The organism is Actinomadura chokoriensis (assembly GCF_041463665.1).
GTDB classification, from domain to species: domain Bacteria; phylum Actinomycetota; class Actinomycetes; order Streptosporangiales; family Streptosporangiaceae; genus Spirillospora; species Spirillospora chokoriensis_A.
Genome location: NZ_JAXCEJ010000001.1, coordinates 207,341 through 233,686, shown reverse-complemented (window position 1 = coordinate 233,686; position 26,346 = coordinate 207,341). Strand labels below are relative to the sequence as shown.

The following is a 26,346-nucleotide window of genomic DNA, read 5'->3' as shown; positions in this document are numbered from 1 at the left end:
GTGGGATGATCGTTTCTTAGGGCGCTCCCGTGAGTTCCGACGCCGGCGAGACGGCGCGGGTTCACTGGGAAAGAAGTGAAGTCACCCACAAAACCGCAGGTCAAAAATATCTTGCTTGATTCGGCGAGATCGCCGTACGCTCGACGCGAGCAATCAACCGGCCGACCGCTGTGGATCTTGGATCCACCGGTGTCGGCCCGAGGAGCCAGAGAGGTGGTGTGCCGTCCGGTGAGCAACACGTTGATGAAATCCGCGTCCTCCTGGACCGACGCCTGCTCTGGCGCCTCGATGTCCCGCGTCTCCGTGCCCGACGCCTATGTCCCGGCGCTGGGCGGGCGACAGCGGTGGCAGTGCGCGAACCTGCGCGATCTCCGTGATCTCCGCGCTCTGCGCCATGAGCAGCTGATCCAGGACGACCAGGGGCGAAGTGTCTTCGAACACCCCATCGAGGACATGAGCGTCCCGGCTCCGGCCACGGCCCTCAAGGGCGCCACCGCCAAGGGTGGCGTGTCGGGTCCGTACCCCTGGAGGCGACCGGTCTAGCAAGACAACCGGCAAGCCCCCAGGCCGCGGATCCGACACCGGATCCGCGGCCTTCTTCTTTGCCCAGGACAACCCACCGAACACCCGTTGAGATCCAACGAGAGGAACAAGGGTGACTGTGATGCAGGGGGCCCTCGCGATCAGCGAGGAGGACCTCACGCTTCCGTGCCGGACCGACCCGGAGCTGTTCTTCGCCGAGGCTCCCGCCGATGTCGAACTCGCCAAGGCCCTGTGCCTGGAGTGCCCGCTCCGCAAGGAGTGCCTCGCCGGTGCGCTCGAGCGCAGGGAGCCCTGGGGCGTGTGGGGCGGTGAGCTCTTCGTCCGCGGCGTGATCGTCCCGCGCAAGCGGCCGCGTGGCCGCCCGCGCAAGCACCCGCGGCCGGACGAAGTGGCCGTGTGAGGCAGCGATGCCCATGACGCTCAGCCCAATCGACCCCGGAGGCGTGGCCCCCACGCGGGGACCGCGCCTCCGGGCCGCCGGGGAGAACGAGATGACGTTGCTCAGCCAGGACCTGTCCAGAGAACGAATACCGGCGACCGTGCCCGACGAGATCGCCGCCCGTGTGCGCGCGCTGCGGCGTGCACGGCGTGACGCGCGGACGAGGGCGTCCCGCGTCCGTCGCGTCCTGCTGGCGCCGACGGCGCCCGCACCGTACCGGGACTAACGCCCCGCCGGGCGCAGGCTCGCTCCGCCCCTGTCCTCGGGTCGAACAACTGAATGCCCGCCTGGTCGCAGGCGCGCTCCGCCCTTCTTGGATGGTTTGGCGGACGGTGCGCCTCCCGGCGGGCGCGTGGAGCGCGTCCGGTGGCCCACTTCGCCGGGCGCGCGAACGGAGCGGGGCCCCGCGCACCTCATCAGTGCGCGGGGCCCCGCTGCGCGTTGACTGAGCCTGATAGGCCGGTGACCAGAGTCAGCCGCTGGCCAGAGTCAGCCGTTGACGAGTTCGCCGTCCTCGTCGCCGGCGAAGCCGGGCACCCACTTCAGCGATTCGGCGCGGGCCGGGATCTCGCATTCGAGCTGGCACAGCACGCCGGTGCCCGCCGACAGCACCCGGTGGATGATCACGTACTCGGGCGGCAGGTTCAGCTGCCGGACGACGTTCGACGGCCGCAGGTCGGTGACGCGGACGGTCATGTCGCGCAGCCACTCCCGGTTGAACTTGAACGTCTCGGTGACGAACGGCTCGGTGACCGGCGCGAGGAACGCCTGCAGCGACTCGGTGTCGATCTCCACGCCCTCGCGGATGAAGTCCTCCCGGCGCAGCGTCTCCTCGATCTCGTCGATGTCGGCGATCGTGCCGATGCGCAGCAGCAGGCCGAGCCGCTTCTGGAAGCCGCCGGGGATGCGGTCGACCGCGCCGAAGTCGAGGACGCCGAGCCGGCCGTCCTCCAGCAGCCGGAAGTTGCCGGGATGCGGGTCGCCGTGCAGCATCCCGGACCGCTTCGGCCCGGACAGCAGGAACCGGCAGTACAGCAGGGCCGCGTGGTTCCGGGTGTCCTGGTCCCCCTCGCTGATGATCTTCGAAAGGAGGGTGCCGTCCATCCACTCGGTGATCAGGATGTTGCCGGACTGCGCGATGACCTCGGGGATGTAGAAGTCCGGGTCGTCCAGGTAGGCCGCGCGGAACTGGGACTGCGACTCCGCCTCGATCGTGTAGTCGAGCTCCTCGACCACCCGCTCCTTGAGTTCGGCGAGCATCGACTTGACGTCCAGCCCCGGCATCAGCACGCCGAACAGCCGGCCGAGGCGGGCGAGCTGGTTGAAGTCGCTGATCAGCGCCTTGCCGGCGCCCGGATACTGCACCTTCACCGCGACGGTCCGGCCGTCGTGCCACACGGCGCGGTGCACCTGGCCGATGGACGCGGCGGCGGCCGGCCGGTCGTCGAACGACTCGAAGTAGTCGCGCCAGTCCTCGCCGAGGAACTCCTCCAGCACCTTGTGGACGGTCGACGCAGGCAGCGGGGGAGCGGCCTCCTGCAGCTTGGTCAGCGTCGCGCGGTACGGGCCGGCGATCTCCGGCGGCAGCGCGGCCTCGAAGATCGACAGCATCTGGCCGAGCTTCATCGCCCCGCCCTTGAGCTCGCCGAGCACCTTGAACAGCTGCTCGGCGGTCCGCGTCTGGATCTCCATCGCGACGGCCTCGGCCGGTTTGCCGAAGGTCCGCTTCCCGACGCCGAGTGCGGTGCGTCCCGCGAAGCCGATGGGGAGGGACGCCAGCTTTGCTGACCGCGTCACCGCGCGGCGGGGAAGATCGCTCACGCCGTACATTGTCGGTGATCGACTGTTGTTCACGCCACAACCATTCGCAAGTATCGCCGGTGCGTTAACCGACCCACCGGCGTGACCTGCCCCAACACTGTAAGTGTGCGCTTTCTCACGGAGTCGCGGGGGGTGCCGGCGACCGCCGGGCGAGCAGGGTTCGGTAGCGTGCGGGGCTATGTCCGGAGACTCCGCCGATGTGCTGCTGGTCGAACGCCGCCCCGACGGGGTCGCCGTCGTCACGCTGAACGACCCCGGCCGCCGCAACGCGATGTCGGACGAGATGACCGCCGCGTGGAAGGCGGCGATGGCCGGACTGCGCGCCGACGCGGGGCTGCGCTGCGTCGTGGTCGCCGGCGCCGGCAGCGCGTTCAGCTCCGGCGGCGTCCTGTCCTGGCTGGCCGACACCAACGCGGTCGCCGTCCCGCCGCTGCGCGACCGGATGCTGGAGTTCTACCGGACGTGGCTGGCGATCCGCGACCTGGAGGTGCCGACGATCGCCGCCGTCAACGGGCACGCCGTCGGCGCCGGGCTGTGCCTGGCCCTCGCCTGCGACCTGCGCTACGCGGCGGACGACGCCAAGCTGCTCGCCCCGTTCACCGCCCTCGGGCTGCACCCGGGGATGGCCGCGACGTGGCTGTTCCCCGAGGTCGCCGGGCTGCCGCTGGCCCGCGAGATGCTGCTGGCCGGACGCGTCCTCAGCGGCGCCGAGGCGGCGGCGAACGGGCTCGTCAACCGGGCCGTCCCGCGCGAGGACGTGCTGGAGGAGGCCCTCGGCGTCGCCGCGAAGATCGCCGCGCAGGCGCCGGTCGCGACCCGGCTCACCAAGGTCGCGCTGGCCGGCGGCGGCCACGCCGACATGGAATCGGCGCTGCGCTGGGAGTCGCTCGCGCAGCCGGTCACGATGTCGACCCGCGACATGCTCGAAGGACTCGCCGCCCAGAGGGAGAAGCGCAGCCCGCAATTCACCGGCGAGTAAAACCGGGTGCACCGCCCGGCGGATTTTTTACTCTCACGCCCCCAGAGAGTCTCAAAACAAAGGGGCTGACCTGCGGTAACGTCAAACACCCCTTTTGGCGCAGGCAAATTTTCGAGTACGGTTCAGGCGTGCCCCCAAACGTTGAGGTCCGCCGCAGCGCCAGACGCAGGCGAACCGTGTCCGCCTACCGTGACGGCGACAAGGTGGTGGTCATGGTTCCGTCCAGGCTCAGCAAGGCCGAAGAGGAACAGTGGATCGCGACCATTCTGGAGCGGCTCGAAGAGCGGGAGCGCCGCCGGCGGCCCACCGACGCCTACCTCCAGTCGCGGGCCCGCGAGCTTTCCCGCCGCTACCTCGACGGCCGCGCCGACCCGGTCAGCGTCCGCTGGGTCGCCAACCAGCGCGCCCGCTGGGGTTCCTGCACCCCGGACGACGGCACGATCCGGCTCTCCACCCGGCTGCGGGGCATGCCCGGCTGGGTGGTCGACTACGTCCTCGTCCACGAGCTGGCGCACCTGCTCATCCCCGGGCACGGCACCGACTTCTGGGAACTGGTGGGCAACTACCCGAAGGCCGACCGCGCCCGCGGCTACCTGGAGGGCGTCGCCGCCGCCGCGCACCTGCCGCTGGAGGACGACGCCCCCGAGGACGACGTCACCGGCGTCCACCAGGGCGACGGCCTGCACCCCGGCGGCGAGTTCCCGCGCGAGGCCGCCGGGTGACCGACGCTCCCGACCGGGCGCCCGGAGCCTCCGCCCGTTTCGCCGCGGTGCTCTCGTACGCCCGCCCCAGGGACGTCCCGCCGGGCATCGACCCCGACGAGTTCCGGCTCGCGCTGCTCGAGGACACCTACGAGGTCGTCGCCGGGCTCGAACTGGTGACGTCCGCGCTCGTCCTCGACCCGCCCGACCAGCCGGACGCCGAGGCGGTCACCTGGCCCGGCACCCCGATCGTCCGGGAGGCGACGCTCACCGGCGCGTTCGCGGCCCTGCACGCGCTCGGCGCCGAGTCCGCCGCGCTGGTCGCGCCGGACGCCCCCGACCTGCCGCCGCTGCTGCTCGGCAAGCTGTTCCGCGCCCTCGGCGGCGCCCCGTCCGCCGCCTGCCAGGCCGAGGACGGCACGCTCGTCGCCCTCGCCGCCGCCCTCCCCCTGCCGGACTGGCTCGCCGCGGCGCTGCGCGACGTCGACCTCGACACCCCGGGCGCCCTCGCCCGCCTGCGCGCCGCCGCGCCCCGCCCCGGTCTCATGCCCCAGGGCCCCGGCTGGCACCGCCAGCGCACCACCGGCGACCTGCGCCTCCTCGACCCGGGCCTGGAAGGCTGGGAGAACACCCGCGCCCTGCTGCAGGGCCACCCGCTCAGCTCCTGACCGCGTCACCGGCCAGCGCCACGAGCCGCCGGACGGCGTCGTCGGTGGGTTCGGGGAGATCGTCCACCGGGAACCAGCCGAGATCGTCGGACTCGTCCGACGCCGCGTGCCGGGCCCCCTCCGGGGCGATCGCGACATACTGGACGTCCAGGTGCCAGCTTCCCCCCGGGTGGCAGCCGACGGCGTGCCGGTCCAGCCGGACGGGATCGGGCAGCAGCCGCAGGCCGGGGATGCCCGACTCCTCCGTCGCCTCCCGCAGCGCCGCGTCCGCGAGCGTGGCGTCGCCGGGCTCGCAGTGGCCGCCGAGCTGGAGCCACGCCTTCACCTTCGCGTGCAGTGTCAGCAGCACCCGGGAGCGGGACGCGTCGAGCACGGCGGTGCTCGCCGTGAGGTGCCCGGCCGCGCACTCCCGCCACATCCCGTCCGCCGGATGCTCCTCCAGATGCCGCAGGAACTCCAGGCGCACCCGCTCCTGACCGATGTCGGGTGCCCGCCAGGACGTCAGCACCCGCACCGCGTCGCCGTACAACGACTCCGACGCGCCCGGCCGGACGGACGCCCGCCCGCGCGCGGGGTCCCTCACGTGCGGCCCACGCGGGGGTAGCGGGAGTTGTCCGGGCGGCGGCGCCGTCGTTCCTGGTCGAGCGGGCGCTGCCAGCAAAGGCTCGCCCGCGCGACGCGGCGCCGGATCGCGTTCGCGGACGACCCCGGCTCGTAGCGGCAGCCGTGCACCCGGGACGGGCGCGACCGGCTCATGCGCGCGGCCCGCCGTCGTCCGGGCCGGGCTCATCTCCCGGCCCCTTCTCGCGGGGCTCGCCGCCCGGCCCGCCGTCCTCCGGTTCGGTCAGATCGCCCTTCTCGTCGGGCTTGCCGTCCTCCGGTTCGGTCAGGCCGTCCTTCTCGTCGGGCTTGCCGTCCTCCGGTTCGGTCAGGCCGTCCTTCTCGTTGGGCTTCTCGCCCTCCGGCCGGGTCAGATCGGACCAGTCCAGGTCGGTCAGGCCCTCGATCTCGTCGCGGGGATGCACGAAGCCGTCCGGGTCGTCGAGGTCGTCGGCCGTCGGGAGCAGGTCGGGGTGGCCCCACACCGCGTCCCGGCCCTGCGTGCCGCGCGCCTCGGTGAGCGACCGCCACAGCGCGGCGGCCTCCCGGAGGCGGCGGGGCCGCAGCTCCAGGCCGACCAGCGTCGCGAACGTGCGCTCGGCCGGACCGCCGGTGGCGCGGCGCCGCCGCACCGCCTCGGCCAGCTTCACCGAACCGGGCAGCCGCCCCTCCGCGGTCTCGTTCACGACCGTGTCGACCCAGCCCTCGACCAGCGCGAGCGCCGTCTCCAGCCGGCTCAGCGCCGCCTTCTGCCGCGGCGTCTCCTCGGGCTGGAGCTGGATCTCGCCGCCGAGCGCCTCCTGGAGCGCCTCCGGATTGCTCAGGTCGAGCCCCTGCACGGCCTGCTCGATGCCCGACAGGTCGACCGTGATGCCGCGCGCGTACTCCTCGACCGCGCCCAGCAGATGCGAGCGCAGCCACGGGACGTGCGCGAAGAGCCGCTGGTGGGCGGCCTCGCGCAGCGCCAGGTAGAGCCGGACCTCGTCGGCCGAGACCTCCAGGCCCTCGCCGAACGCGTCCACGCCCGCGGGCAGCAGCGCGCCGACGCCGTCCGGGGCGAGCGGCAGGCCCACATCGGCCGAGCCGGTGACCTCGCGGGCCAGCGCGCCGAGCGCCTGCCCGGCCTGGCCGCCGACCATCGCCCCGGCCATCTGCTTGACCATGCCGATCAGCGGGCCGGCCATCGCCTGCATGTCGGGGGAGATCTCGCCGGCGCCGAGCGCCCCGCCCATGGAGTCGACCATGCGGGTCGCGATCGGGTCGCACACCTTCGCCCACACCGGAAGCGTCTGCTCGATCCATTCGGACCGGCTCCACGCCTGCGGCGTCCGGACGCCGGCGGGCAGCGTGGTCTTCTCGTCCAGCCACAGGTCGGCCAGGCGCAGCGCCTCCTCGACCTGGCGCCGCTCGGCGTCGACGACCGAGGGGTCGCCCTGCTCCACCACGGTGTGCCGCGCGATGTTCTTGGCCAGATCCCAGTTCAAGGGCCCGCCGGCCCCGCCGCCCGCACCCTGCGCGCCGATCATGTCCGCGAACCGGTGCAGCATGTCGGCGAACTGCGCCATGTCGCCGCCCATGCCCTTGAATGGATCCTGGGGCCGGTCGTCGTCGTCGCCGTTGCCGGGACGGTTGAAGCCGAAAGGAGTGTCACTCATCGGTTTGCCCCTGGGATGCATGATGGGCTCATATCCGCAACGTTAGCCGGTCCCGGCAAGGTCGCGTACACAAGGAAGGGGGCAGCCCCGTGGCAACGGGCAAGGTTCGCCCTCGGCGTAGCAAGGGCCCGGTCGTCGCCGTCACCGGCGCCGCGACCGGGGCTGGACGGCTGCTGGCCGCCCGGCTCGCCGAACGGGAAGACATCCGCAAGGTCGTCGCGATCGACGGGCAGCGCGGCGACGTGCCGGGCGTCACCTGGCGCGTCACCGACATCCGGGACCCGCTGCTGTCGGGACGGCTGTCGGACGTGGACGTGCTCGTCAACCTGGACATCGAGCGGTCCCCGGACGCCGACCCCCGCGAGCGCCGCACCCACAACGTCCGCGGCGCCCAGACGGTGGTCACCGCCGCCGCGGCCGCCCGCGTCCGCCGGGTGGTCCTGGTCACGTCCGCGATGGTGTACGGGGCCGAGCCGGAGAACGAGGTCCCGCTGAGCGAGGACGCCCCGCTGCTCGCCGAGGCCAGCACCAGCATCGCCGGCGACTACCTGGAGATGGAGGAGCTGGCCGCGAACGCGCCCGTCACGCACCCCGGGCTTGAGGTCACCGTCGTGCGTCCCGCCGCGGTCGTCGGCCCCGGCGTCGACACCGTCGTCACCCGCCACTTCGAGGCGCCCCGCCTGCTGACGGTCAAGGGCAGCACGCCCGGCTGGCAGTTCTGCCACGTCGAGGACCTCGCGTCCGCGCTGGAGATCGTCGTCGCCGAGGACGTGCGCGGGCCCGTCGCGGTCGGCTGCGAGGGCTGGCTCGCCCCCGACGAGGTCACCGAGATCACCGGCAAGCGCAGCTTCGAGCTGCCCGCCGCCCTCACCTTCGGGATGGCGCAGCGGCTGCACCGGCTCGGCATGACCCCGGCGCCCGCCACCGACCTGCACTACGTCGCCTACCCGTGGGTCGTCGACTGCGCCCGGCTGCGGGCCGCCGGCTGGAAGCCGCTGTACGACAACGCCGCCGCGCTCCGCATCGTGATGGAGGAGAGCGCGGGACGGCACGCCGTCGTCGGCCGCCGCGTCGGCGGCAAGGAGGCCACCATGGCCACCGCCGCCGGCGCGACCGTCGCCGCGATCGGCGCCGCCGCCGCGATCCGCCGCGCCCGCAAGCGCCGCAGGTAGACGGAGCCGGGGCAGGGCGGCCGGGTCCGGGCAAGGCCAGGCCGGGCCGCCCGTCAGCTCGACTGCGGCGTGGTGCTGGGCGTCGCGCTCGGCGACGGCGACCCGGACGGGCTCGGCGACGCCTTCGGCGCGGCCTGGCCCGCCGCGGCGAGCGCCGCCTGCGCGTCCTTGATCCGCTTCCAGGCGTTGCCCATGCCCGGGTAGTCGCCCTTCTTCTGCGCGTTCTCGTAGTCCGTCACGGCCTTGTTGAGGTCGCCGATCGCCTTCTGCGCCGCCGCGCTCAGCTGCTGCTCCCCGCCGGGCGTCCCCGCGGGCGCCCCGGTCCCCACGGGCGCGCCCGTCCCGCCGACGACCTGTTTCAACGCCTCGTCGAAGGTGTCGGCGGCGGCGATGCTCTCGCCGTACCGCACGAGGATCTTGCCCAGCGTCGGGTACCGCTGGATCTCCTTGCCCCCCGCCGCCTTCGTGTACATCGGCTCGACGTACAGCAGGCTCCCGGCGAACGGGATCGTCAGCAGGTTGCCCGGTACCGTCTTCGTGCCGTTGCTGCGCAGCGCGAACACGTCGTTCTTCACCTGGGGATCGGTCTCGAACGAGTTCTGCACCAGCCCGGGACCGGCGGGCTGCGCGTTCCGGGGCATCTGCAGGATCTGGATCTGTCCGTAGTCGCGTCCCGGTGTCGACCCGATCGCCATGAAAGCGGAGAGCTGCCCGTTGCCGAGCGGGTTGAACACCGTCGTCAGCGAGAACGACGGGGTCTCCTGGCCGGGCATCCGCAGGGACTGGTAGTAGGGCGGCTGGCGCTTGCCCTCGACGGTCGGGTCCTGCGGGACCTCCCAGAAGCCCTCTCCGTTGTAGAACGCCGACGGGTCCGTCACGTGGTACTTGGTGAGGATCTTCCGCTGCGCTTTGAACAGGTCCTGCGGGTAGCGGAAGTGCGACTCCAACTCCGGCGGGATCGACGAACGCGGCTGGACGGTGTCCTTGAACACCTTCATCCACGTCTTGGTCACCGGGTCGCTCTCGTCCCACTGGTACAGGTGCACGCTGCCGTCATAGGCGTCCACCGTGGCCTTCACGGAGTTCCGCATGTAGTTGATGTGGTCGTTCGCCTGCCGTGCCACCGCCGACCGCGTGTCGGTGATGGTGTCGCGGGTCGCCTCCCCGAGGCTCATCTCCTCCGAGTACGGGTAGCTGCTGGACGTCGTGTAGCCGTCCACGACCCACAGGATGCGGCCGTTCACCACGGTCGGGTACGGGTCGCCGTCCAGCGTCAGCCACGGCGCGGCCTTCTGCACCATCTCCCGCGGAGACCGGTCGTAGAGGATCTTGGCGTCCTTGTTGATGGCGCCCGACAACAGCAGGTTCTTGTCCTGGAACTTGGCCGCGTACAGCAGCTTGTGGAGGAAGGAGTCGATGCGGACGCCGCCCTGCCCGTCATAGGTGCTGCTCTGCTGCCCCGACTCGCTGTTGTCGGGGTAGTTCAGCTCCTGCTGGCCTCGCCCGCCGGCCACCGAGTACCTCGGCGAGCGCTCCCCGAAGTAGATCTCCGGCCGCGCCACCTTGATCTGCTGGTCCGGGGACGCCGGCATGTCCTGGTTGATGAAGTCGGGCTCCCGCGAGTCGAATCGGTCGCCGTAGGCCGACACGAACCCGTAGCCGTGCGTGTAGACCATGTGGTCCTTGATCCAGCTGCGCTGCCCCGCCGGCGCCCCGGACAGCTCGCGCAGCGCGACCACCGTGTCGACGAGCTTGCCGTCCACCTGGTAGCGGTCCACGTCGAGCGTGTCGGGGAACTGGTAGAACGGCCGGATGCGCTGAAGCTGCTGGAACGACTCGCCCACCACGTTCGGGTCGAGGACGCGCACGCCGCCCGCGGTCAGCTTGTCGGCGTCCTCCTGGAGCTTCTTCTTGTCCGTCTCCGGCGCTGTCCCGTACGGGACGACCTTCGCGCCGTCGACCCCGTAGGCCTCGCGGGTGAACTTGATGTTGCGCTGGATGTACTGGCGCTCCTTGGCCAGCTCGTCCGGCCGCACCTGGACCTGCTGGATGAGCAGCGGGTACACCCCGCCCAGCAGGATCGCCGACAGCACCAGCAGCGTGAACCCGACGCCGGGCAGCATCATGCCGCGCCGCAGCAGGTTGCTGAAGAACATCGCGGCGCACAGCAGCGCGATGACGGCCAGGATCGTCTTGGCGGGCAGCAGCGCGTTGACGTCGGTATAGGACGCGCCGGTCGTCACCCCGCGTTCGGAATGCACCAGGCCGTACCGGTCGAACCAGTACGCGAACGCCTTCAGCAGGATGAACACCCCGAACAGCACCGACAAGTGGGCCCGCGCGGGCGGGCTCGCCTTGTCGCCCGGCCCCTGCAGCCGCAGCCCCCCGTACAGGTAGTGCACCATCACCGCGGCCAGGATCGACAGGATCACCGTCGCGAAGATCACACCGAGGACGAGCCGCAGGAACGGATACGTGAAGACGTAGAACGACACGTCCTTGTGGAACTGCGGGTCCTTGACGTCGAACGGCGTCCGGTTCAGGAACGCCAGCCACACCGGCCACTGGCCCGCCATGGACGAGCCCGTCAGCACCCCCAGCAGGCCCAGCAGCGCACCGGAGATCAAGCGGCGGCGCGGGTCGATCACCGAGCGGTACCGCTCCAGGCCCTGCTGCTCCACCGACAGCGGCCGGTACGCCGGGCGCAGCCGGTAGGCGACCAGCACGTTCGCGCCCACCACCAGCGCCATCAGCAGGCCCGCCCCGAAGAACAGCACGATCTTCGCCTGCAGCTGCGTCGTGTACACCGACGAGAAGCCGATGGAGCGGTACCACAGCAGGTCCGTGTAGGTCGCCGTGAAGACCATGAAGACGATCAGCAGCACGGCCAGCGTCACCAGGACCGGTAGCAGCAGCCGCGTCCGTCCGGTGCCGAGCCGGCGCCCGAAACCGGGAGTCCGGAAGGTCAAGAGGCCCCTCCGATCGAGATCTCGACCACCGGCCGCCCGCCGGTGCTGTAGATGCAACTTACCGACTGGAGCGGGGGTTCCAGCATTTCCGGGTCCCGATTGGGGGAAAGATGGGCCCGTGAGTCTTCTGGAAGAAGTCGTGCTGGACCTCGAACGTCATTCGGCCCAGGAGGGCTGGGACAGCGCGCCACGCCTCTACGCCCTCGTCCGCAGCGCCGAGCTCCGCAGCGCCGAACCCGAGCTCGCCGACCAGCTCGGCCTCGCCCCCGGCGCCGACACCCTCGCCGCCCTCGAGCAGCCCGCCCTGCCCGACAAGGACGCCGTCGAGGACGCCCTCGCCGCCATCGCCTGGCCCGACGCCGTCGAAGGCTGCGCCCTCGTCATGGAACGCGTCGTCCTGCCCCCCGAGGCCGAGGAGGACATCCCCGAGGACGAGGCCGAAGCCGCCGCCTACGCCGCCTCCCACCCCCAGCGCGAGGACGTGCGCATGGTCGTCGGCGTCCTGCGCGACGGCGCCCGCCACTCCGCCCTCCGGCTGCGGCGCCACGACAACGACGACGAGGTCCTCGTGGGCCCCGACCTCGTCCCCGCCCTCGCCGAAGCCCTCGCCGCCACCTTCGACCCCGACGAACCCGGGACGTCCCGGGAGGAGTAGGCCGCGCGCGGGGGAGGTAGCCTGCGGGACGTGAGCCAAACCGTTGCGGGCGGGGACGTCATCCGGCTGATCGGCGTCCGCGAGACGCCCCTGTCCGTCGACGAGGTGTACGGCGCCGTCGGCGCCCCCGGCGCCGGCGGCATCGCCGTCTTCGCCGGCACCGTCCGCGACAACGACCACGCCCGCGCCGTCAGCCGGCTGTCCTACAGCGCCCACCCCACCGTCGAACAGGAACTCCGCGCCGTGATGGGGAAGGTCGCCGCCGACTTCCCCGTCCTCGGCCTCGCCGCCGTCCACCGCGTAGGCGACCTGGAGATCGGCGACATCGCCGTCGTCGTCGCCGCGTCCTGCCCCCACCGCGCCGAAGCGTTCGACGCCTGCCGCCGCCTCATCGACGACCTCAAGGCCCGCGTCCCCATCTGGAAGCACCAGACCTTCACCGACGGGGACGACGAATGGGTCGGGGCCTGCTGAGTGTGGGTCGGGGTCTGCTGAGCGCCCCGAGCGCATAGAGTTTCGGCATGTCTCGTCGTGCCACCACGCTCACCGTCGCGAGCGTGCTCATCCTCGTGCTCGCCGTCATCGGCTCCGTCATGCGCGTCCCCTACGTCGCGCTGATGCCCGGACCCACGAGCAACACCCTCGGCACGAACGACAAAGGCCAGCCCCTCATCCGGATCGACGGCCGCCAGACCTACCCCGACCAGGGGCACCTCAACTTCACCACCGTCACCTACCGCGGCGGGCCCGGCGGCCGCATCGACCTCTTCACCGCCCTGCGCGGCTGGCTCGACGGCGACACCGCCATCGTCCCCGAAGAGACGATCTTCCCCAAGAACGAGACGCCCAAAGAGGTCGACAAAGAGAACACCCGGGCGATGCAGGACTCCCAGCAGAACGCCGAAGCCGCCGCCCTCCACCAGCTCGGCGTCCCCGTCACCACCCGCGTCGTCGTCGACGGCGTCCAGAAAGGACGCCCCGCCGACGGCGTCCTCAAACCCGGCGACGAGATCACCGAACTCGACGGCGCCAAAGTCACCAGCGTCTCCCAGGTCACCGGCCCCATGGCCAAGCGCAAGATCGGCGACACCGTCACCCTGACCTACAAGCGCGACGGCAAAGAACACGAAGCCCCCCTCAAGACCGTCGCCGACCCCACCGGCAAGCGCGCCGTCGTCGGCGTCGTCCTCTCCGACCAGTACAAGTTCCCCTTCAAGATCGACATCAGCATCGGCGACATCGGCGGCCCCTCCGCCGGCCTCATGTTCTCCCTCGCCATCTACGACAAGCTCACCCCCGGCCCCCTCACCCAGGGCAAATTCATCGCCGGCACCGGCACCATCACCCCCGAAGGCCAAGTCGGCCCCATCGGCGGCATCCAGCAGAAGATGATCGCCGCCCGCAACGCCGGCGCCACCGTCTTCCTCACCCCCAAGGACAACTGCTCGGATGCCGTCGCCGCCCGCCCCGACGGCCTCCGCCTCGTCCGCGCCGACACCCTCAACAGCAGCATCCAAGCCATCAACGCCATCAACACCGGCAAAGGCGCCGTCCCCGCCTGCACCAAATAACACCACCGTCCCGACCACCCCCCGCCATGCCATACACTTGAAACATCACCGCGGGGTGGAGCAGTTCGGTAGCTCGCTGGGCTCATAACCCAGAGGTCGCAGGTTCAAATCCTGCCCCCGCTACGGGTCCTAGGGTCCCCTTGGTCGCAGGCTCTGCCTGCTTCCCGAGGGGGCCCTTCGCATTTCGCCCGGGGGACGATCCCCCGGAACCCCCTGGGCCGCCACCATCCCCCGCCCGCCCGCCCCCGGGGCTTCGTCCCTGGCCCCCTTTTTCTTGCCGGGGTTGTTTAAGGGGCTTCCGGTTTCAGGTGGGGGGTTATCGTCAGGGCCAGGTGGAGGGTCAGGCGGTCTTGGCCGTCGGTGAGGGTCAGGGCCGTCAGTTCCTCTATGCGGCGCAGGCGGTGGTAGAGGGTCTGCCGGTGGATGTTCAGGGCCTTCGCCGTCTGTTGGACGTTGCCCGCCAGGTCCAGGTAGGTGCGGGCCGTCTCGGTCAGGTCCTGGTGGCTCAGCAGGCGGTCGATGCCCGGGGTTCGGGTCGTCTGGGCGAGGGCCTCGTCGCCGGCGGTCCGGAGCAGGCGCAGGACGCCCAGGGACGTCCAATCGCGGGACTCGCCGGGGGCGGCGGTGCGGGCCGCCACGCGGGCGCGGAGCCAGCCTTCGTGGACGTCCTCCAGAGTCGGGCACGGGGAGTACACGCCGGTCCGGACGGGGACGTTGCGTTCCTCCAGAAGGCGGCGGGCTCTGTCGAGGGTGGTCGTGGTGGGGGTCGACGCCGGGATCACGAGGACGTGGTCGCGTTGCCAGACCGTTGTCAGGACGGAGTGGGGGAGTTGCCAGGGGTTGAGCGGTTCCGGGGACGGTGTTCGCAGGACGGCCACGGTGAGGGGAGCGTCCGGGGCCGCGGCTTCCGTCAGGTCGTTCGCCGCCTGGGCGCGGACGTCCGGATGGGTGGACAGGAGGTCGGCCACCTTCCAGCCCAGGTCGTCGCGCTCCCTGGCTTGGCGGGCCATGAGGAGGCCGGCGCGTTCGCACAACGGCATGGCCTTGGCCGCCCGGGGACGCGTTATCCGCTCCTGGTCGTCCAGGAGCCAGAGGTAGCCGTAGGTCACGTTGTTCCAGCGGACGGGCAGGCAGAGGCGGCCGAGCTGGCCGAGGGACGTGTCGGCCGGGATGCGCACCGGGCCCCTGGCGCGGGCGATGCCGTGGCGTTCGAATCGGGCGCGGACGGCCTCGGACGCGCGGCGGTGCAGGATCGAGTCCATCCGGACGGGGTCGATCGTGTCGCCGTGGGCGGCGTAGGCGACGAGGTGGAAGTCCCGGTCCTCCAGCGTGGCGGGAGCCCGCAGGAGGTCGGCCGCCTGTTCCACGATCTCCTGGAGGTCGGGAGTCATCTGCCCTGCCTTCGTACGTTTGTATGAAGAACCGCCACGTCCAAAGTGGCAATTGACTATATGTGCTGGCGGGCGGCGCTTCTAATGTTCGAGGTGTACCTCGAAAGCTGGAGGCTCCCATGCTCAGCCCTCTTCTCCTCGCCGCCGCGCGCAGCGAACGGATGCGCGGTCTCGTCACCTCCGTCCCCCTCACCAGGGGAGTCGTCGACCGGTTCGTGGCCGGGGACGATCTTGAAGCGGCGCTCGGGGCGGTCCGGGGGCTGCGGGACGGAGGGCTGCGGGTCACGCTCGACCATCTGGGGGAGGACACCCGGGAGGCCGCGCAGGCGGAGACGACCCGGGACGCCTACCTGCGGATGTTCGCCGCCTTCGACGAGTGCGGGCTCGCGGCCGGCGCGGACGCCTCGGTGAAGCTCTCCGCGCTGGGGCAGGCCCTTCCGGGGCAGCTCGCGCTCGATCACGCGCGCGAGATCTGCGCCGCCGCCGGGCGGGTCGGCATGACCGTCACGCTCGACATGGAGGACCACACGACCGTCGACTCCACGCTGGAGACCCTCGGCAAGCTGCGGACGGACTTCCCCTGGGTCGGGGTCGCCGTTCAGGCGATGCTGCGGCGCAGCGACGGCGACCTGCGGGACCTGGTGGGGGACGGCTCGCGGGTGCGGCTGGTGAAGGGGGCCTACGCCGAGCCAGCTTCCGTCGCCTTCCAGAGCCGCCACGAGGTCGACCGCGCATACGTGCGGGGGCTGCGGCTGCTGATGGAGGGCGACGGCTACCCGATGATCGCCAGCCACGACCCCCGGATCATCGAGATCGCGCTGGCACTGGCCGCCGGGCGGTCGCCCTCGTCCTACGAGTTCCAGATGCTGTACGGGATCCGGGCCGCCGAGCAGCGGCGGCTCGCCGAGGACCACCGCATGCGCGTCTACGTCCCGTACGGGGCCGACTGGTACGGCTACTTCATGCGGCGCCTGGCCGAGCGGCCCGCCAACCTCGTCTTCTTTCTCCGTTCGTTCGTCTCCCGCTAAGGAGGGGTTCCTTTCATGGACGCCGTGACCAACGTTCCGACACCGGTGAACGAGCCGGTGCGCGGGTATGCGCCGGGCAGCGCCGAGCGGGCCCGGCTGGAGGCGAGGCTCGCCGAGCTGACCGCCGAGACGCCGATCGACCTGCCCATGACGATCGGCGGAGAGCGGCGGCTCGGCGGCGGCGCGAAGGTCGCCGTCGTGCAGCCGCACCGGCACGCGTCCGTCCTCGGGACGTTCGGGACCGCGACCGAGGCCGACGCGCGGGACGCCGTCGCCGCGGCGCTGGAGGCCGCGCCGGCGTGGCGGGCGCTGTCGTTCGACGACCGGGCCGCGATCTTCCTGCGCGCCGCCGACCTGCTCGCCGGGCCGTGGCGGGAGACGCTGCTGGCCGCGACGATGCTCGGGCAGTCCAAGACCGTCCAGCAGGCGGAGATCGACAGCCCCTGCGAGCTGGTCGACTTCTGGCGGTTCAACGTGCACTTCGCGCGGCGGATCCTCGCCGAGCAGCCGATCAGCGGCGCCGGTGTGTGGAACCGGTCCGACCACCGTCCGCTGGAGGGGTTCGTCTACGCGATCACCCCGTTCAACTTCACCGCGATCGCCGCGAACCTGCCGACCGCGCCCGCGCTCATGGGCAACGTGGTCGTGTGGAAGCCCTCGCCCACGCAGACGTACTCGGCCGTCCTGCTGATGCGGCTGCTGGAGGAGGCGGGGCTCCCGCCCGGCGTCATCAACCTGGTGACCGGGGACGGGCTCGCGGTGTCGGACGTGGCGCTCCGGCATCCCGACCTGGCCGGGATCCACTTCACCGGGTCGACCGCCACGTTCCGGCACCTGTGGAAAACGGTCGGGGACAACATCGAGAAGTTCCGGAGCTACCCGCGGATCGTGGGGGAGACGGGCGGCAAGGACTTCGTCGTCGCCCACCCGTCGGCCGACCCGGCCGTGCTCAAGACCGCGCTCGTGCGGGGCGCGTTCGAGTACCAGGGGCAGAAGTGCTCCGCGGCGTCCCGCGCCTACATCCCGCGCTCCATCTGGGACGGCGGGCTCAAGGAGGAGCTGGCCGCCGAGGTCGACGGGCTCACCATGGGCGACGTCACGGACCTGTCCAACTTCATGGGCGCGCTGATCGACGAGCGCGCGTTCGCCAAGAGCAAGGCGGCGATCGACCGGGCCCGCGCGGACTCCTCCGTCGAGATCGTGGCGGGCGGGACCTACGACGACTCGGTCGGGTACTTCGTCCGGCCGACCGTGCTCGCCTCGGACGACCCCGGGAACGAGATCTTCCGGGCCGAGTACTTCGGGCCGATCCTCGGCGTCCACGTCTACGAGGACGACCGGTACGACGAGATGCTCGCCCAGATGGAGTCGGTCGCCGAGTACGCGCTGACCGGCGCAGTGATCGCCCGCGACCGGGCCGCGGCCGCGCGCACCGCCGAGGTCCTCCGGTACGCGGCCGGCAACTTCTACATCAACGACAAGCCCACCGGCGCCGTCGTCGGGCAGCAGCCGTTCGGCGGCGCGCGGGCGTCCGGCACCAACGACAAGGCCGGCTCGGTGTTCAACCTGCTGCGCTGGACGTCGCCGCGCTCCATCAAGGAGACGTTCGACCCGCCGACCGACTACCGGTACCCGCACATGGGCTGAGCGTCGATCCCCGTGGCCGGAAGTGAGGCCCAGCCGCGGTTGAAGGGGGACGCTATCCGTTCCGAGTTCTCCAGGTCCACGCCGATGTCCGGGTGGGCCTGGAGAAGCTCTTCGAGGGCGACGCGGGCCTGGAGCTTCGCCAGATGCGAGCCGATGCAGAAGTGGACGCCGCTGGAGAAGCCCAGATGGCGCGGGATCTTCCGGGTGACGTCCAGTTCGTGGGCCGACGGGCCGAACTCGCGCTCGTCCCGGTTCGCCGACCCGAACAGCATCATCACCTTCTCGCCCTCGGGGATCCGCGTCCCGTGCAGGGTCACCGGACGCGTGGTCGTCCGGCCCAGCGCCTGCACCGAACCCTCCAGGCGCAGGAACTCCACCAGCGCGTTAGGGATCAGGGACGGGTCCGCGGCGAGGCGCTCCCGCTGCGCGTGGTCGCCGTCCAGCAACGCGACGCCGTGCGAGATCAGGTTGCCGGTCGTGTCGTTGCCGCCCGCGACCATGACGAAGCAGAACCCGAGGACGTCCCAGTCGGTGAGGCGCTCCCCGTCCACCTCGGCGGCCGTCAACGCGCTGATCAGATCGTCGGACGGGTCGGCCCGGCGCGCGGCGATCACGTCGGTGAAGTAACCGAACATCTCCGCCACGGCGCCGACCGCGTCGCCCTTCAGCGCCTTCAGGTCGGAGCCGTCGTCCTGCAGGGTCGTCAGCGCCGACACCCACGGGTCGAAGCGGGAGCGGTCCGCCTCCGGGACGCCCAGCAGATGCGCCAGCGCGAACGTCGGCAGCGGAGAGGAGAAGTCCCGGTGCAGGTCCGGGGCCTCGCCGTCCGCCGCCTTCCGCTCCATGAGCGCGATCCGGGAGCGGACGAACTCGCGCAGCAGGCCCTCCAGCGCGGCGACGCGGCGCGGGGTGAAGCCGTGGCTGATCAGCCGGCGCAGAACGGCGTGCCGCGGTGGGTCGAGCATCACGATCGTCGGAGCCAGGCCCAGCGTCCCGATCTCGTCGGGATAGAACGTCAGGCCCTGCGCGGACGAGAACGTCGCCGCGTCCCGCGTCGCCGCCCAGATGTCGTCGAACCGGGACAGCGCCCAGAACGGCGGATCGTCGTGGCGATGGACGGGCTCCTCATCGCGAAGCCGCCGGTAGGCGGGATAGGGGTCGGCCTGGAATCCGGGATCGAACGGATCGTAGACGTCCGCCATGGCGCGGCCTCCGGTGGTAACAGCCGTCGTTATTAACGCCCCCTGTTAGTATCACCGGCGTGCCGAGAGACGCAAGAGCCACCCGCGAAGCACTCGTCCGCGCCGGCGCCCGCCTCTTCGCCGCCCACGGCATCGACGCCGCCCGCACCCGCGACATCATCACCCTCGCCGGGCAGGGCAACGACTCCGCCATCACCTACCACTTCGGCTCCCGCGCCGGACTCCTCGACGCCGTCCTCCGCGCCGGCATCGCACGCATGGAACCCGCCCGCGCCGCAGCCCTCCCCACCCTCCACCCAGGCGACCTCCCCGCCATCACCGCCGCCATCGTCCAGCCCACCGCCGACGAACTCCGCACCCAACCCGGCCGCGACTTCCTCCGCATCACCGCCCAACTCGCCGGACGCGCCGGAATCCGCGACCACCACCACCCGCCCCTCCTCCACGACACCGCCCTCCAACGACAACTCCAGCTCCTCGAAACCGCCTGCCGCACCACCCACCCCGAACCCCTCGCCCTCGAACGCATCCACCACTTCATCGCCTTCCTCACCGCCGCCCTCGCAGACCGCGCCACCCGAACCAGCGACGAAACCACCCACGACCACGCCGCCTACACCGCCGACCTCACCGCCATGCTCACCGCCGCCCTCCAAGCCCCCACAACAACCGGTTTGCCTAAGAACCCCCAGCCCCATACAGTTGACTCATCACCGCGGGGTGGAGCAGTTCGGTAGCTCGCTGGGCTCATAACCCAGAGGTCGCAGGTTCAAATCCTGCCCCCGCTACGGGTCCTAGGGTCCCCTTGGTCGCAGGTTTTGGCCTGCTTCCCGAGGGGGCCCTTCGCATTCGCCCGGGGGACGATCCCCCGGAGCCCCCTGGGCCGCCACCATCCCCCGCCCGCCCGCCCCCCGGGGCTTCGCCCCTGGCCCCCTCCTTTTCGTCTCGGTGGCGGGTGGGGTCACTGCTGTAGCGGGGTCAGGCGGTGCGGGTCCTCTTCCAGGGTCGCGCGGTCCCAGTTGGCCAGCTCCGCTGCCGCCTCGTAGGTGTTGCGGAAGAACCCGGCCACGGTCGCGTCCGGGTCGTCCGCGGCGGCCACCGCCTCGTAGGGGAGCAGGAACTCGCCCGCCTCGCGGCTGTAGAAGGCGTGTGGGCCCACGGGGTGGTCGGGGAAGCCCGGTGGTTCCGGGTAGGCGTAGGAGTAGAAGGCGCCCTCCTCGCCCCCGCCCGGCCAGAAGCCGGCGCTGGACAGCTCGCCGGAGTAGCCCTCGCTCATCACGTAGTCCGGGCAGTTCGGGGCCCCGCCGGGGTGCGCCGGGGCAGGGCGGCCGGAGAACCGCGTGCAGGCCAGGTCCATCGCGCCCCAGAAGAAGTGCACCGGGCTGACCTTGCCGGAGAAGTGGGAGCGGAACTCGCCGAGGACCCGGTCGGCCTGCAGCAACTGGCGCCAGAACAGGTGCGCGGCGTGCGGATCGTAGGAGTCGTTGCGGCGGTCTTCGGCGAACGGGATCGCCGGGTCCACCTCGTTCGGGGTGGCATGGATCGGCGCCTCGATCCGCAGCTCGGCGAGAGCGTCCATGACCTGGGCATAGAAGGCGGCCACCGGCTTGGGCTCCAAGGTGACCGTGCGGGATCCGCCGTCGCTGCTCCTGATGCGCAGCACGTGCTCGACGAAGTCGAACTCGATGTCGAAGGCGCCGTCGCCGTACGGGATCGCCGAGGTGGTCAGGCCCCGGGGGCTGACGTACAGGGTGACCTGCCACCAGTGGTTCAGCAGCGGCGCGTGCGCCAGGCGGACCTTCCCCACGATCTGCGCCCACATGTGCAGGGTGTCGCGGGTCTTGGTCCAGTCCGCGAGCCGCAACCGGGGCCAGGATCGCTGCGCTTGATCGGCCACCACACCTCCATGTGCGTACGCTCCAGCCGCTCACCGGCGATGATCTGGGTCGTGATACCCCGGATGGCGCGCGTTCCACTGCGTCCACGGCATCGTTCCCGGCGCTTAGCCTGGGGGTATGCGGAACATTGCGGCGGGGCTGCTGGACGTTTGCTGCGTGCTCGCCTTCGTGGCGATCGGGCGGGCCTCGCATGAGGAGGCCGCCAGTCTGGCCGGGTTCGCGGGTACCGCCTGGCCGTTCCTCGCCGGGCTCGGTGTCGGCTGGGAGCTGCTGCGGGCCTGGCGGCGGCCGGACGTCCTGGTGCCCGTCGGGGTCGGTCTCTGGGTGTCCACCGTGGCGGTGGGGATGGTCCTCCGGGCCGTCTCCGGGCAGGGGACGGCTCCGGCGTTCGTGATCGTGGCGTCCGTCTTCGTCGGGGCGACGCTGCTCGGGTGGCGGCTGGTGGCCCGGCTCGCCGGGGCGCGGAAGGCGACCCCCGCGGGGTGACAGGAGCCTTCCCGAACTGACCGCCCGGTCTCTCTGACTGATCGAACCGGTTGACGGAGCGGCGTCGTCCTGGTGAAGTTACCCGCGAGTCACGTGGGTGACCATGATCAGGTGAAGGGGACACGATGGCATCTGCGCTGCGCGACTGGCTGGAGGCGCCGAACGCCGGACGCGGCGTGCACCTGGCCGCCGACGACGGCGGCTGGGAGTACCGCGACTACGGTGAGCTGGCGTCCGCCGCGCGACGCACCGCCGGGGCGCTGATCGAGGAGGGCGTCCGGCCGGGCGACGTGGTGTGCCTCATCCTGCCCACGGACTTCACCTGCATCGAGACGTATTTCGGGGTGTGGGCGGCGGGGGCCACCGTATGCCTGATCACGCCGCCGCTGTTCCAGGACGGCGACGACTACGTCGCCCATGTCGCGGCCATCCTGCGGCAGGCCTCGCCGGCGCTCGTGATCGCGTCCAAGGACCTGAACGAGTACGCCGGACGGGCCATGGACGAGGCCGGGATGAGCGGCGAGCCCTGGCAGCCGCGCCAGGCCGCCGAGGAGGCCCGCGTGCGGCCCGCCGGGGAGCTGGCGCTGCTGCAGTTCACCTCCGGGTCGAGCGGCGCGCCGCGCGGCGTCATGGTCACCTGGGACAACCTGGAGGCCAACAGCGACCTGATCGCCCGCATGGCCGGATACGAGGACGGCGACGTGGTCGCCACGTGGCTGCCGCTCTACCACGACATGGGGCTGATCGGCACGTTCATCACCCCGATCGCGCGCCAGGGGATGCTGAAGCTGATGCGGCCGGATCACTTCATCCGTGACCCCGCACGGTGGATCCGGTGCTTCGGCGAGGCGGCCCACACGGCGGCGCCGCCGTTCGCCTACGCCTACTGCGCGCGCCGGATCAAGCCGGAGCAGTTGGAAGGGCTCGACCTGTCGGGATGGAAGATGGCGCTGATCGGCGCCGAGCCCATCGATCCGCACGCGCTGGAGGTGTTCGCCCAGCTGGTCGAGCCGTACGGATTCTCGCGGACGATGTTCAAGCCCGCCTACGGGATGGCCGAGACGACGCTGCTGGTCACCATGGACAGCGAGCAGCGCGATCCGCTCGCCGTCCGGCCCGACCCCGAGGCGCTGGCGTTCGGGCAGCCCGTGCGGATCCTGGAGCAGCACCGGCTCGGGACGCAGTCGCTCGGCGCCAAGGCCGGATGGATCGTGGGGTGCGGCAAGCCCGAAGAGGACGTCCCCGTCGAGATCGTCGATGACGAGGGGAACCGGCTGGCGGACGGGCTGCTCGGTGAGATCGTCGTCGGGGGCGCGTCGGCGTGTCCCGGCTACTACGCGGGGGCCGAGGCCAAGTCGACGCGGTTCATGGACGGCAAGGTCTACACCGGGGACGCCGGGTTCTTCCACGAGGGGCAGCTGTTCGTCCTCGGGAGGATGGGCGACAGCATCAAGGTCCGCGGGCGTTCGGTGTACGTGGAGGATCTCGAATCCAAGATCGCCGAGGTGAGCGGTCTCGGGAAGGGCCGCATCGTCGTGGTCGGCGTGCCGGGCGCAGGGCAGAAGGGGCTCGCGCTGTTCGCCGAGACGCAGGGCGAGGAGTGGGTGCCGGGGGTGCGCGAGATGCTCCGGCGGCGCGTCGGTGAGGACGTCGAGGTGACGGTCGTCATCGGCGCCGGGCTGATCCAGCGGACGTCCAGCGGCAAGCCCCGCCGCCGGTACATGTGGGAGCGCCTGCAGGCCGGGCAGATGGACGGGGCGCGTGTCGTCCGCTGATTGCTAAAGCCGGTGGGGACACGACACCATGGCGATGACGCTGTGAGAGGTCGACGATGCCGGCTGTTGCGAAGACGCTGTTCCGCCTGGGCGCCCGCCTGGGCTCCACTGCCCAGAACGCCCTGGAGGTCGCCCGGTTCGGGGGATTCGACACGGATGAGGACGCGTCCCCCAGCGAGGTCGTGACCGAGCAGCGCGTGTACCGGCTGCGGCACTACTTCCCGGAGGCGGCGGGCGGGCCGGTGATGCTGCTCGTCCCGCCGCTGATGATCACCGCGGAGGTGTACGACATCTCCTCGCGGGTCAGCGCGGTGCGCGTCCTGCGCGACCTCGGCGTCGATCCCTGGGTCGTGGACTTCGGCGCGCCCGAGCGCGAGCCCGGCGGGCTGGAGCGGACCGTCAGCGACCATGTGCTGGCGATCAGCGACGCGGTGGACCGGATCCGGAAGGCCACGGGACGGGACGTCCACCTCGCCGGGTACTCGCAGGGCGGCATGTTCGTCTACCAGGCCGCCGCGTACCGGCGCAGCGAGGGCATCGAGTCGGTCGTGACGTTCGGCAGCCCGTCCGACACCAGCCAGGGGCTCCCGTTCGGGCTGCCGAGCTGGCTCGCGTCGGAGGGGGTGGAACGGATACCCGACCGGGTCCTCGGCGGGTTCGCGGTGCCCGGGTGGGTGACGCGGCTGGGGTTCCAGGCGCTGAGCCCGGTGAAGTCGGTGCGGTCGAGGATCGACTTCATCCTCCAGTTGCACGACCGGGAGCGGCTCGCGCCGCGCGAGCGGCAGCGGCGGTTCCTGGAGCGGGAGGGCTGGGTGTCGTGGCCGGGCCCCGCTCTCGCCGAGTTCCTCCGCCAGTTCATCCAGCACAACCGGATGCTGACGGGCGGGTTCCTCATCGGGGACCGGCTCGTCACGCTCGCCGACATCACCTGCCCCGTCCTCACGTTCGTCGGCGAGGTCGACGAGATCGCGACGCCGCCGATGGTGCGCGGCATCCGGCGGGCCGCGCCGCGCGCCCAGGTGTACGAGGCGTCGCTGCGCGCCGGGCACTTCGGGCTCGTCGTCGGCGGCCTCGCGATCGCGCAGACCTGGCCGGCCGTCGCCTCCTGGGCCCTGTGGCGGGAGGGCGAGGGCGACCTCCCGGAGGTCGTCGCGCCCGTGGCCGGGGACGAGGAGGCCGAGCCCGCCGACCTTCCCGGCGGCCACGCCGGGTACGGGCTCCAGCTGGCGATGGGCGTCGGGACGAGCGCCGCGCGGTCGGCGTTCCGGACCGCCTCGCAGGTCGTCCACGGCACCCGGCAGCTCGGCGGGGAGGCCGCGCAGAACCTGCCGAGGCTGGCGCGGCTGGAACGCATCCAGTCCGACACCCGCATGTCGATGGGGCTGCTGCTGGACGAGCAGGCCCGGCGGCGGCCTGGCGAGGTCTTCTTCCTGTACCGGGGGCGCGGGCATACGCACGACGCGGCCAGGCGTCGTATCGACGCCGTCGTGCGCGGGCTGATCCACATCGGCGTGCGGCGCGGTGACGCCGTCGGCGTGCTGATGGGCACCCGGCCGACCGCGCTGGCGCTGGTCGCCGCGTTGAGCCGGCTCGGCGCCGTCGCCGTCCTGCTCCGTCCCGACGGCGATCCGGCGGCGGAGGCGCGGCTCGGCCAGGTGACCCGGGTGATCGCCGATCCCGAGCACGCGGCGCGGGCCGCGGACCTGGAGGGCGTCCAAGGGTACCTGCTCGGCGGCGTCGGGCGCGGTGACCGCGGGTCGCTGGTGGACATGCTGCTGGACAGGCTGGTGGACATGGAGAGCATCGACCCCGAGCGGGTGGAGCTGCCTGGCTGGCACCGGCCCAATCCGGGACGGGCCGGCGATCTCGCTTTCGTGCTGTTCCGAGGGGAAGGGGAGCATCTGCGGGCCAGCCGCATCACGAACCGGCGGTGGGCCCTGTCGGCGTTCGGGACGGCGTCGTCGGCCGCCCTGTCCTCGTCCGACACGGTGTACAGCATCACGCCGCTCCAGCACCCGTCCGCACTGCTGATGAGCCTCGGCGGCGCCGTCGCGGGCGGTGCGCGGCTCGCGCTGGCCTGCGCTCCCGGTCCCGAGGGGCCGTCCTCCCATGGGGAGCTCGACCCGGAGACGTTCTGGGACGAGGCGCGCCGCTACGGAGCGACCGTCGCGTCGTACACGTGGTCGCTGCTGCGCGACCTCGTGAACGCGCCGCCGGACCCGGCCGAGCGGCACCACGCCGTCCGGCTGTTCATCGGGTCCGGCATGCCGCGCGGCCTGTGGCGTCGGGTCGAGCAGCGTTTTGCGCCGGCCAGGGTCCTGGAGTTCTACGCCTCGACGGAGGCCGAGGCGGTCCTGGTCAACCTGAGCGGCAGGAAGCCCGGCTCGCTCGGGCGGCCGCTGCCGGGCAGCGCGCGGGTGCGGCTCGCCCGGTACGACCTGGAGAACGGCCGGCTCGCCGAAGGGCCCGGCGGGTTCGCGGTCCGGTGCGAGCCGGGGGAGATCGGCATGCTGCTCGCGCGGGTGCGGCCCGCGGAGACCGGCTCGGCGGCCCGTCCGGTGCGGGGCCTGTTCCGGCCGGACGACGCCTGGACGATCACCGGTGACCTCTTCCGGCGGGACGCGTCCGGCGACTACTGGCTCGTCGGGCGGGAGGACGAGCTGATCCGCACGGCGGAGGGCGTCGTCCCGCCCGGCCCGATCCGGGACGCGCTCGGCGACCTGCCCTATGTCGACACCGTCGCGGTCTACGGGATCCCCGTGGGGGAGAGCGAACTGGCCGCCGCCGCGGTGAGCCTGCGGGACGCCCGCAGCTCCCGCCGGGGCGCGGGGGGAGGCCGTCCCCGTTCCGAAGAGACGGTCAAGGCGATCGACCTGTCGGAGGCGCTGCTGCGGGTCGAGCCGGGGCTGCGGCCGGCGCTCGTCCGGGTCGTGGACGAGGTGCCCGTCACGGCGGGACGGCGGCTGGCGACGACCTCGCTGCGGGACGAGGGCGTCCCCGCCGCGGGCGACGGGCTCACCTACTACCGGGACAAGGCGGGCGCGTACCGGACGCTGACGGACGCGGCCCGGCGGCGGCTGCTCCGGTCGCCGGCGGTGGCCCGCGAGGCGCGCTGACGGTCAAGTCGCGGGTGGATAAGTCTGGAC

General features: G+C 71.8%; 24 protein-coding genes and 2 tRNA genes. 18 read left to right on the top strand and 8 right to left on the bottom strand.

Translation table 11 applies throughout. The annotated features are described in order from the left end of the window. Positions 1-228: 228 nt before the first annotated feature. From SM418_RS01135 to SM418_RS01125, 3 genes are all read left to right on the top strand, one after another. Complete coding sequence (locus tag SM418_RS01135) at positions 229-543, top strand: hypothetical protein (RefSeq protein ID WP_371938783.1); 315 nt, start codon at positions 229-231, stop codon at positions 541-543. Between the two features lie 121 nt (positions 544-664). Beyond that, positions 665-943: a WhiB family transcriptional regulator gene (locus tag SM418_RS01130; protein WP_176201277.1), complete on the top strand. Its 279-nt coding sequence runs from the start codon at positions 665-667 to the stop codon at positions 941-943. 91 nt (positions 944-1,034) lie between these two features. Further along, on the top strand, positions 1,035-1,208 hold the full coding sequence (locus SM418_RS01125) for a hypothetical protein (RefSeq protein WP_371938784.1): 174 nt from the start codon (positions 1,035-1,037) through the stop codon (positions 1,206-1,208). Between the two features lie 263 nt (positions 1,209-1,471). On the opposite strand, the gene SM418_RS01120 is transcribed toward SM418_RS01125, so the two are convergent. Further along, positions 1,472-2,803, bottom strand: coding sequence for an ABC1 kinase family protein (locus SM418_RS01120; RefSeq protein ID WP_371938785.1), 1,332 nt, complete (start codon positions 2,801-2,803; stop codon positions 1,472-1,474). 178 nt (positions 2,804-2,981) lie between these two features. On the opposite strand from SM418_RS01120, the gene SM418_RS01115 reads away from it, so the two are divergent. The 3 genes from SM418_RS01115 to SM418_RS01105 all read left to right on the top strand — a co-directional run bounded on the left by SM418_RS01115 (position 2,982) and on the right by SM418_RS01105 (position 5,151). Further along, positions 2,982-3,782: an enoyl-CoA hydratase/isomerase family protein gene (locus SM418_RS01115; RefSeq protein ID WP_371938786.1), complete on the top strand. Its 801-nt coding sequence runs from the start codon at positions 2,982-2,984 to the stop codon at positions 3,780-3,782. Positions 3,783-3,958: 176 nt separating this feature from the next. After that, positions 3,959-4,504 (top strand): M48 metallopeptidase family protein, encoded by a 546-nt coding sequence (locus SM418_RS01110; protein WP_371938787.1) that lies wholly within the window; start codon positions 3,959-3,961, stop codon positions 4,502-4,504. Then, positions 4,501-5,151: a hypothetical protein gene (locus SM418_RS01105; protein WP_371938788.1), complete on the top strand. Its 651-nt coding sequence runs from the start codon at positions 4,501-4,503 to the stop codon at positions 5,149-5,151. The genes SM418_RS01110 and SM418_RS01105 overlap by 4 nt, the downstream gene beginning before the upstream one ends. Here SM418_RS01105 and SM418_RS01100 read toward each other — a convergent pair. The 3 genes from SM418_RS01100 to SM418_RS01090 are packed head-to-tail and all read right to left on the bottom strand — an operon-like array spanning position 5,141 to position 7,406. After that, a complete protein-coding gene (locus SM418_RS01100) occupies positions 5,141-5,734 on the bottom strand; it encodes an NUDIX hydrolase (protein WP_371938789.1) in 594 nt (197 codons plus the stop codon). The two genes, SM418_RS01105 and SM418_RS01100, sit on opposite strands and share 11 nt — an antisense overlap. Further along, complete coding sequence (locus SM418_RS01095; protein WP_371938790.1) at positions 5,731-5,907, bottom strand: hypothetical protein; 177 nt, start codon at positions 5,905-5,907, stop codon at positions 5,731-5,733. Before SM418_RS01095 ends, SM418_RS01100 begins: the two co-directional genes overlap by 4 nt. Further along, positions 5,904-7,406: a zinc-dependent metalloprotease gene (locus SM418_RS01090; protein ID WP_371938791.1), complete on the bottom strand. Its 1,503-nt coding sequence runs from the start codon at positions 7,404-7,406 to the stop codon at positions 5,904-5,906. The genes SM418_RS01095 and SM418_RS01090 overlap by 4 nt, the downstream gene beginning before the upstream one ends. 89 nt (positions 7,407-7,495) lie before the next feature. Between SM418_RS01090 and SM418_RS01085 the strand changes: the two genes are divergently transcribed. Continuing rightward, positions 7,496-8,578 carry an NAD-dependent epimerase/dehydratase family protein gene (locus SM418_RS01085; RefSeq protein WP_371938792.1) on the top strand — a complete coding sequence of 361 codons (1,083 nt, stop codon included), beginning with the start codon at positions 7,496-7,498 and terminating at the stop codon, positions 8,576-8,578. 53 nt (positions 8,579-8,631) lie between these two features. On the opposite strand, the gene SM418_RS01080 is transcribed toward SM418_RS01085, so the two are convergent. Continuing rightward, complete coding sequence (locus SM418_RS01080; RefSeq protein WP_371938793.1) at positions 8,632-11,547, bottom strand: UPF0182 family membrane protein; 2,916 nt, start codon at positions 11,545-11,547, stop codon at positions 8,632-8,634. Positions 11,548-11,665: 118 nt separating this feature from the next. Between SM418_RS01080 and SM418_RS01075 the strand changes: the two genes are divergently transcribed. From SM418_RS01075 to SM418_RS01060, 4 genes are all read left to right on the top strand, one after another. After that, the gene (locus SM418_RS01075; RefSeq protein WP_371938794.1) at positions 11,666-12,202 is read left to right on the top strand and encodes a PPA1309 family protein; all 537 of its coding nucleotides are present in this window, start codon (positions 11,666-11,668) and stop codon (positions 12,200-12,202) included. A 30-nt stretch (positions 12,203-12,232) separates the two neighbouring features. Next, the gene (locus SM418_RS01070) at positions 12,233-12,676 is read left to right on the top strand and encodes a molybdenum cofactor biosynthesis protein MoaE (RefSeq protein ID WP_371938795.1); all 444 of its coding nucleotides are present in this window, start codon (positions 12,233-12,235) and stop codon (positions 12,674-12,676) included. A 47-nt stretch (positions 12,677-12,723) separates the two neighbouring features. Next, the gene (locus SM418_RS01065; RefSeq protein WP_371938796.1) at positions 12,724-13,773 is read left to right on the top strand and encodes a YlbL family protein; all 1,050 of its coding nucleotides are present in this window, start codon (positions 12,724-12,726) and stop codon (positions 13,771-13,773) included. A gap of 49 nt (positions 13,774-13,822) precedes the next feature. After that, positions 13,823-13,896: transfer RNA gene (locus tag SM418_RS01060), tRNA-Met, on the top strand. A gap of 164 nt (positions 13,897-14,060) precedes the next feature. Here SM418_RS01060 and SM418_RS01055 read toward each other — a convergent pair. Beyond that, on the bottom strand, positions 14,061-15,164 hold the full coding sequence (locus SM418_RS01055) for a PucR family transcriptional regulator (protein WP_371938797.1): 1,104 nt from the start codon (positions 15,162-15,164) through the stop codon (positions 14,061-14,063). A gap of 119 nt (positions 15,165-15,283) precedes the next feature. Here SM418_RS01055 and SM418_RS01050 point away from each other — a divergent pair, with 119 nt between their 5' ends. Next, positions 15,284-16,192 carry a proline dehydrogenase family protein gene (locus tag SM418_RS01050; RefSeq protein ID WP_371938798.1) on the top strand — a complete coding sequence of 303 codons (909 nt, stop codon included), beginning with the start codon at positions 15,284-15,286 and terminating at the stop codon, positions 16,190-16,192. Positions 16,193-16,207: 15 nt separating this feature from the next. Further along, positions 16,208-17,839 carry an L-glutamate gamma-semialdehyde dehydrogenase gene (gene pruA / locus SM418_RS01045; protein ID WP_371938799.1) on the top strand — a complete coding sequence of 544 codons (1,632 nt, stop codon included), beginning with the start codon at positions 16,208-16,210 and terminating at the stop codon, positions 17,837-17,839. On the opposite strand, the gene SM418_RS01040 is transcribed toward pruA, so the two are convergent. Continuing rightward, complete coding sequence (locus tag SM418_RS01040) at positions 17,815-19,041, bottom strand: cytochrome P450 (protein WP_371938800.1); 1,227 nt, start codon at positions 19,039-19,041, stop codon at positions 17,815-17,817. The two genes, pruA and SM418_RS01040, sit on opposite strands and share 25 nt — an antisense overlap. A gap of 59 nt (positions 19,042-19,100) precedes the next feature. On the opposite strand from SM418_RS01040, the gene SM418_RS01035 reads away from it, so the two are divergent. Next, positions 19,101-19,778 (top strand): TetR family transcriptional regulator, encoded by a 678-nt coding sequence (locus SM418_RS01035; protein WP_371938801.1) that lies wholly within the window; start codon positions 19,101-19,103, stop codon positions 19,776-19,778. Continuing rightward, positions 19,756-19,829 (top strand) — tRNA-Met (locus SM418_RS01030). The genes SM418_RS01035 and SM418_RS01030 overlap by 23 nt, the downstream gene beginning before the upstream one ends. A gap of 173 nt (positions 19,830-20,002) precedes the next feature. Here SM418_RS01030 and SM418_RS01025 read toward each other — a convergent pair. Next, the gene (locus tag SM418_RS01025; RefSeq protein ID WP_371938802.1) at positions 20,003-20,938 is read right to left on the bottom strand and encodes a DUF5996 family protein; all 936 of its coding nucleotides are present in this window, start codon (positions 20,936-20,938) and stop codon (positions 20,003-20,005) included. A gap of 118 nt (positions 20,939-21,056) precedes the next feature. Between SM418_RS01025 and SM418_RS01020 the strand changes: the two genes are divergently transcribed. From SM418_RS01020 to SM418_RS01010, 3 genes are all read left to right on the top strand, one after another. Next, positions 21,057-21,425: a DUF3054 domain-containing protein gene (locus SM418_RS01020; protein ID WP_371938803.1), complete on the top strand. Its 369-nt coding sequence runs from the start codon at positions 21,057-21,059 to the stop codon at positions 21,423-21,425. 125 nt (positions 21,426-21,550) lie between these two features. Then, positions 21,551-23,200 (top strand): AMP-binding protein, encoded by a 1,650-nt coding sequence (locus tag SM418_RS01015; protein WP_371938804.1) that lies wholly within the window; start codon positions 21,551-21,553, stop codon positions 23,198-23,200. Positions 23,201-23,256: 56 nt separating this feature from the next. Continuing rightward, positions 23,257-26,316 (top strand): AMP-binding protein, encoded by a 3,060-nt coding sequence (locus tag SM418_RS01010; RefSeq protein ID WP_371938805.1) that lies wholly within the window; start codon positions 23,257-23,259, stop codon positions 26,314-26,316. The last annotated feature ends 30 nt before the right edge of the window (positions 26,317-26,346 follow it).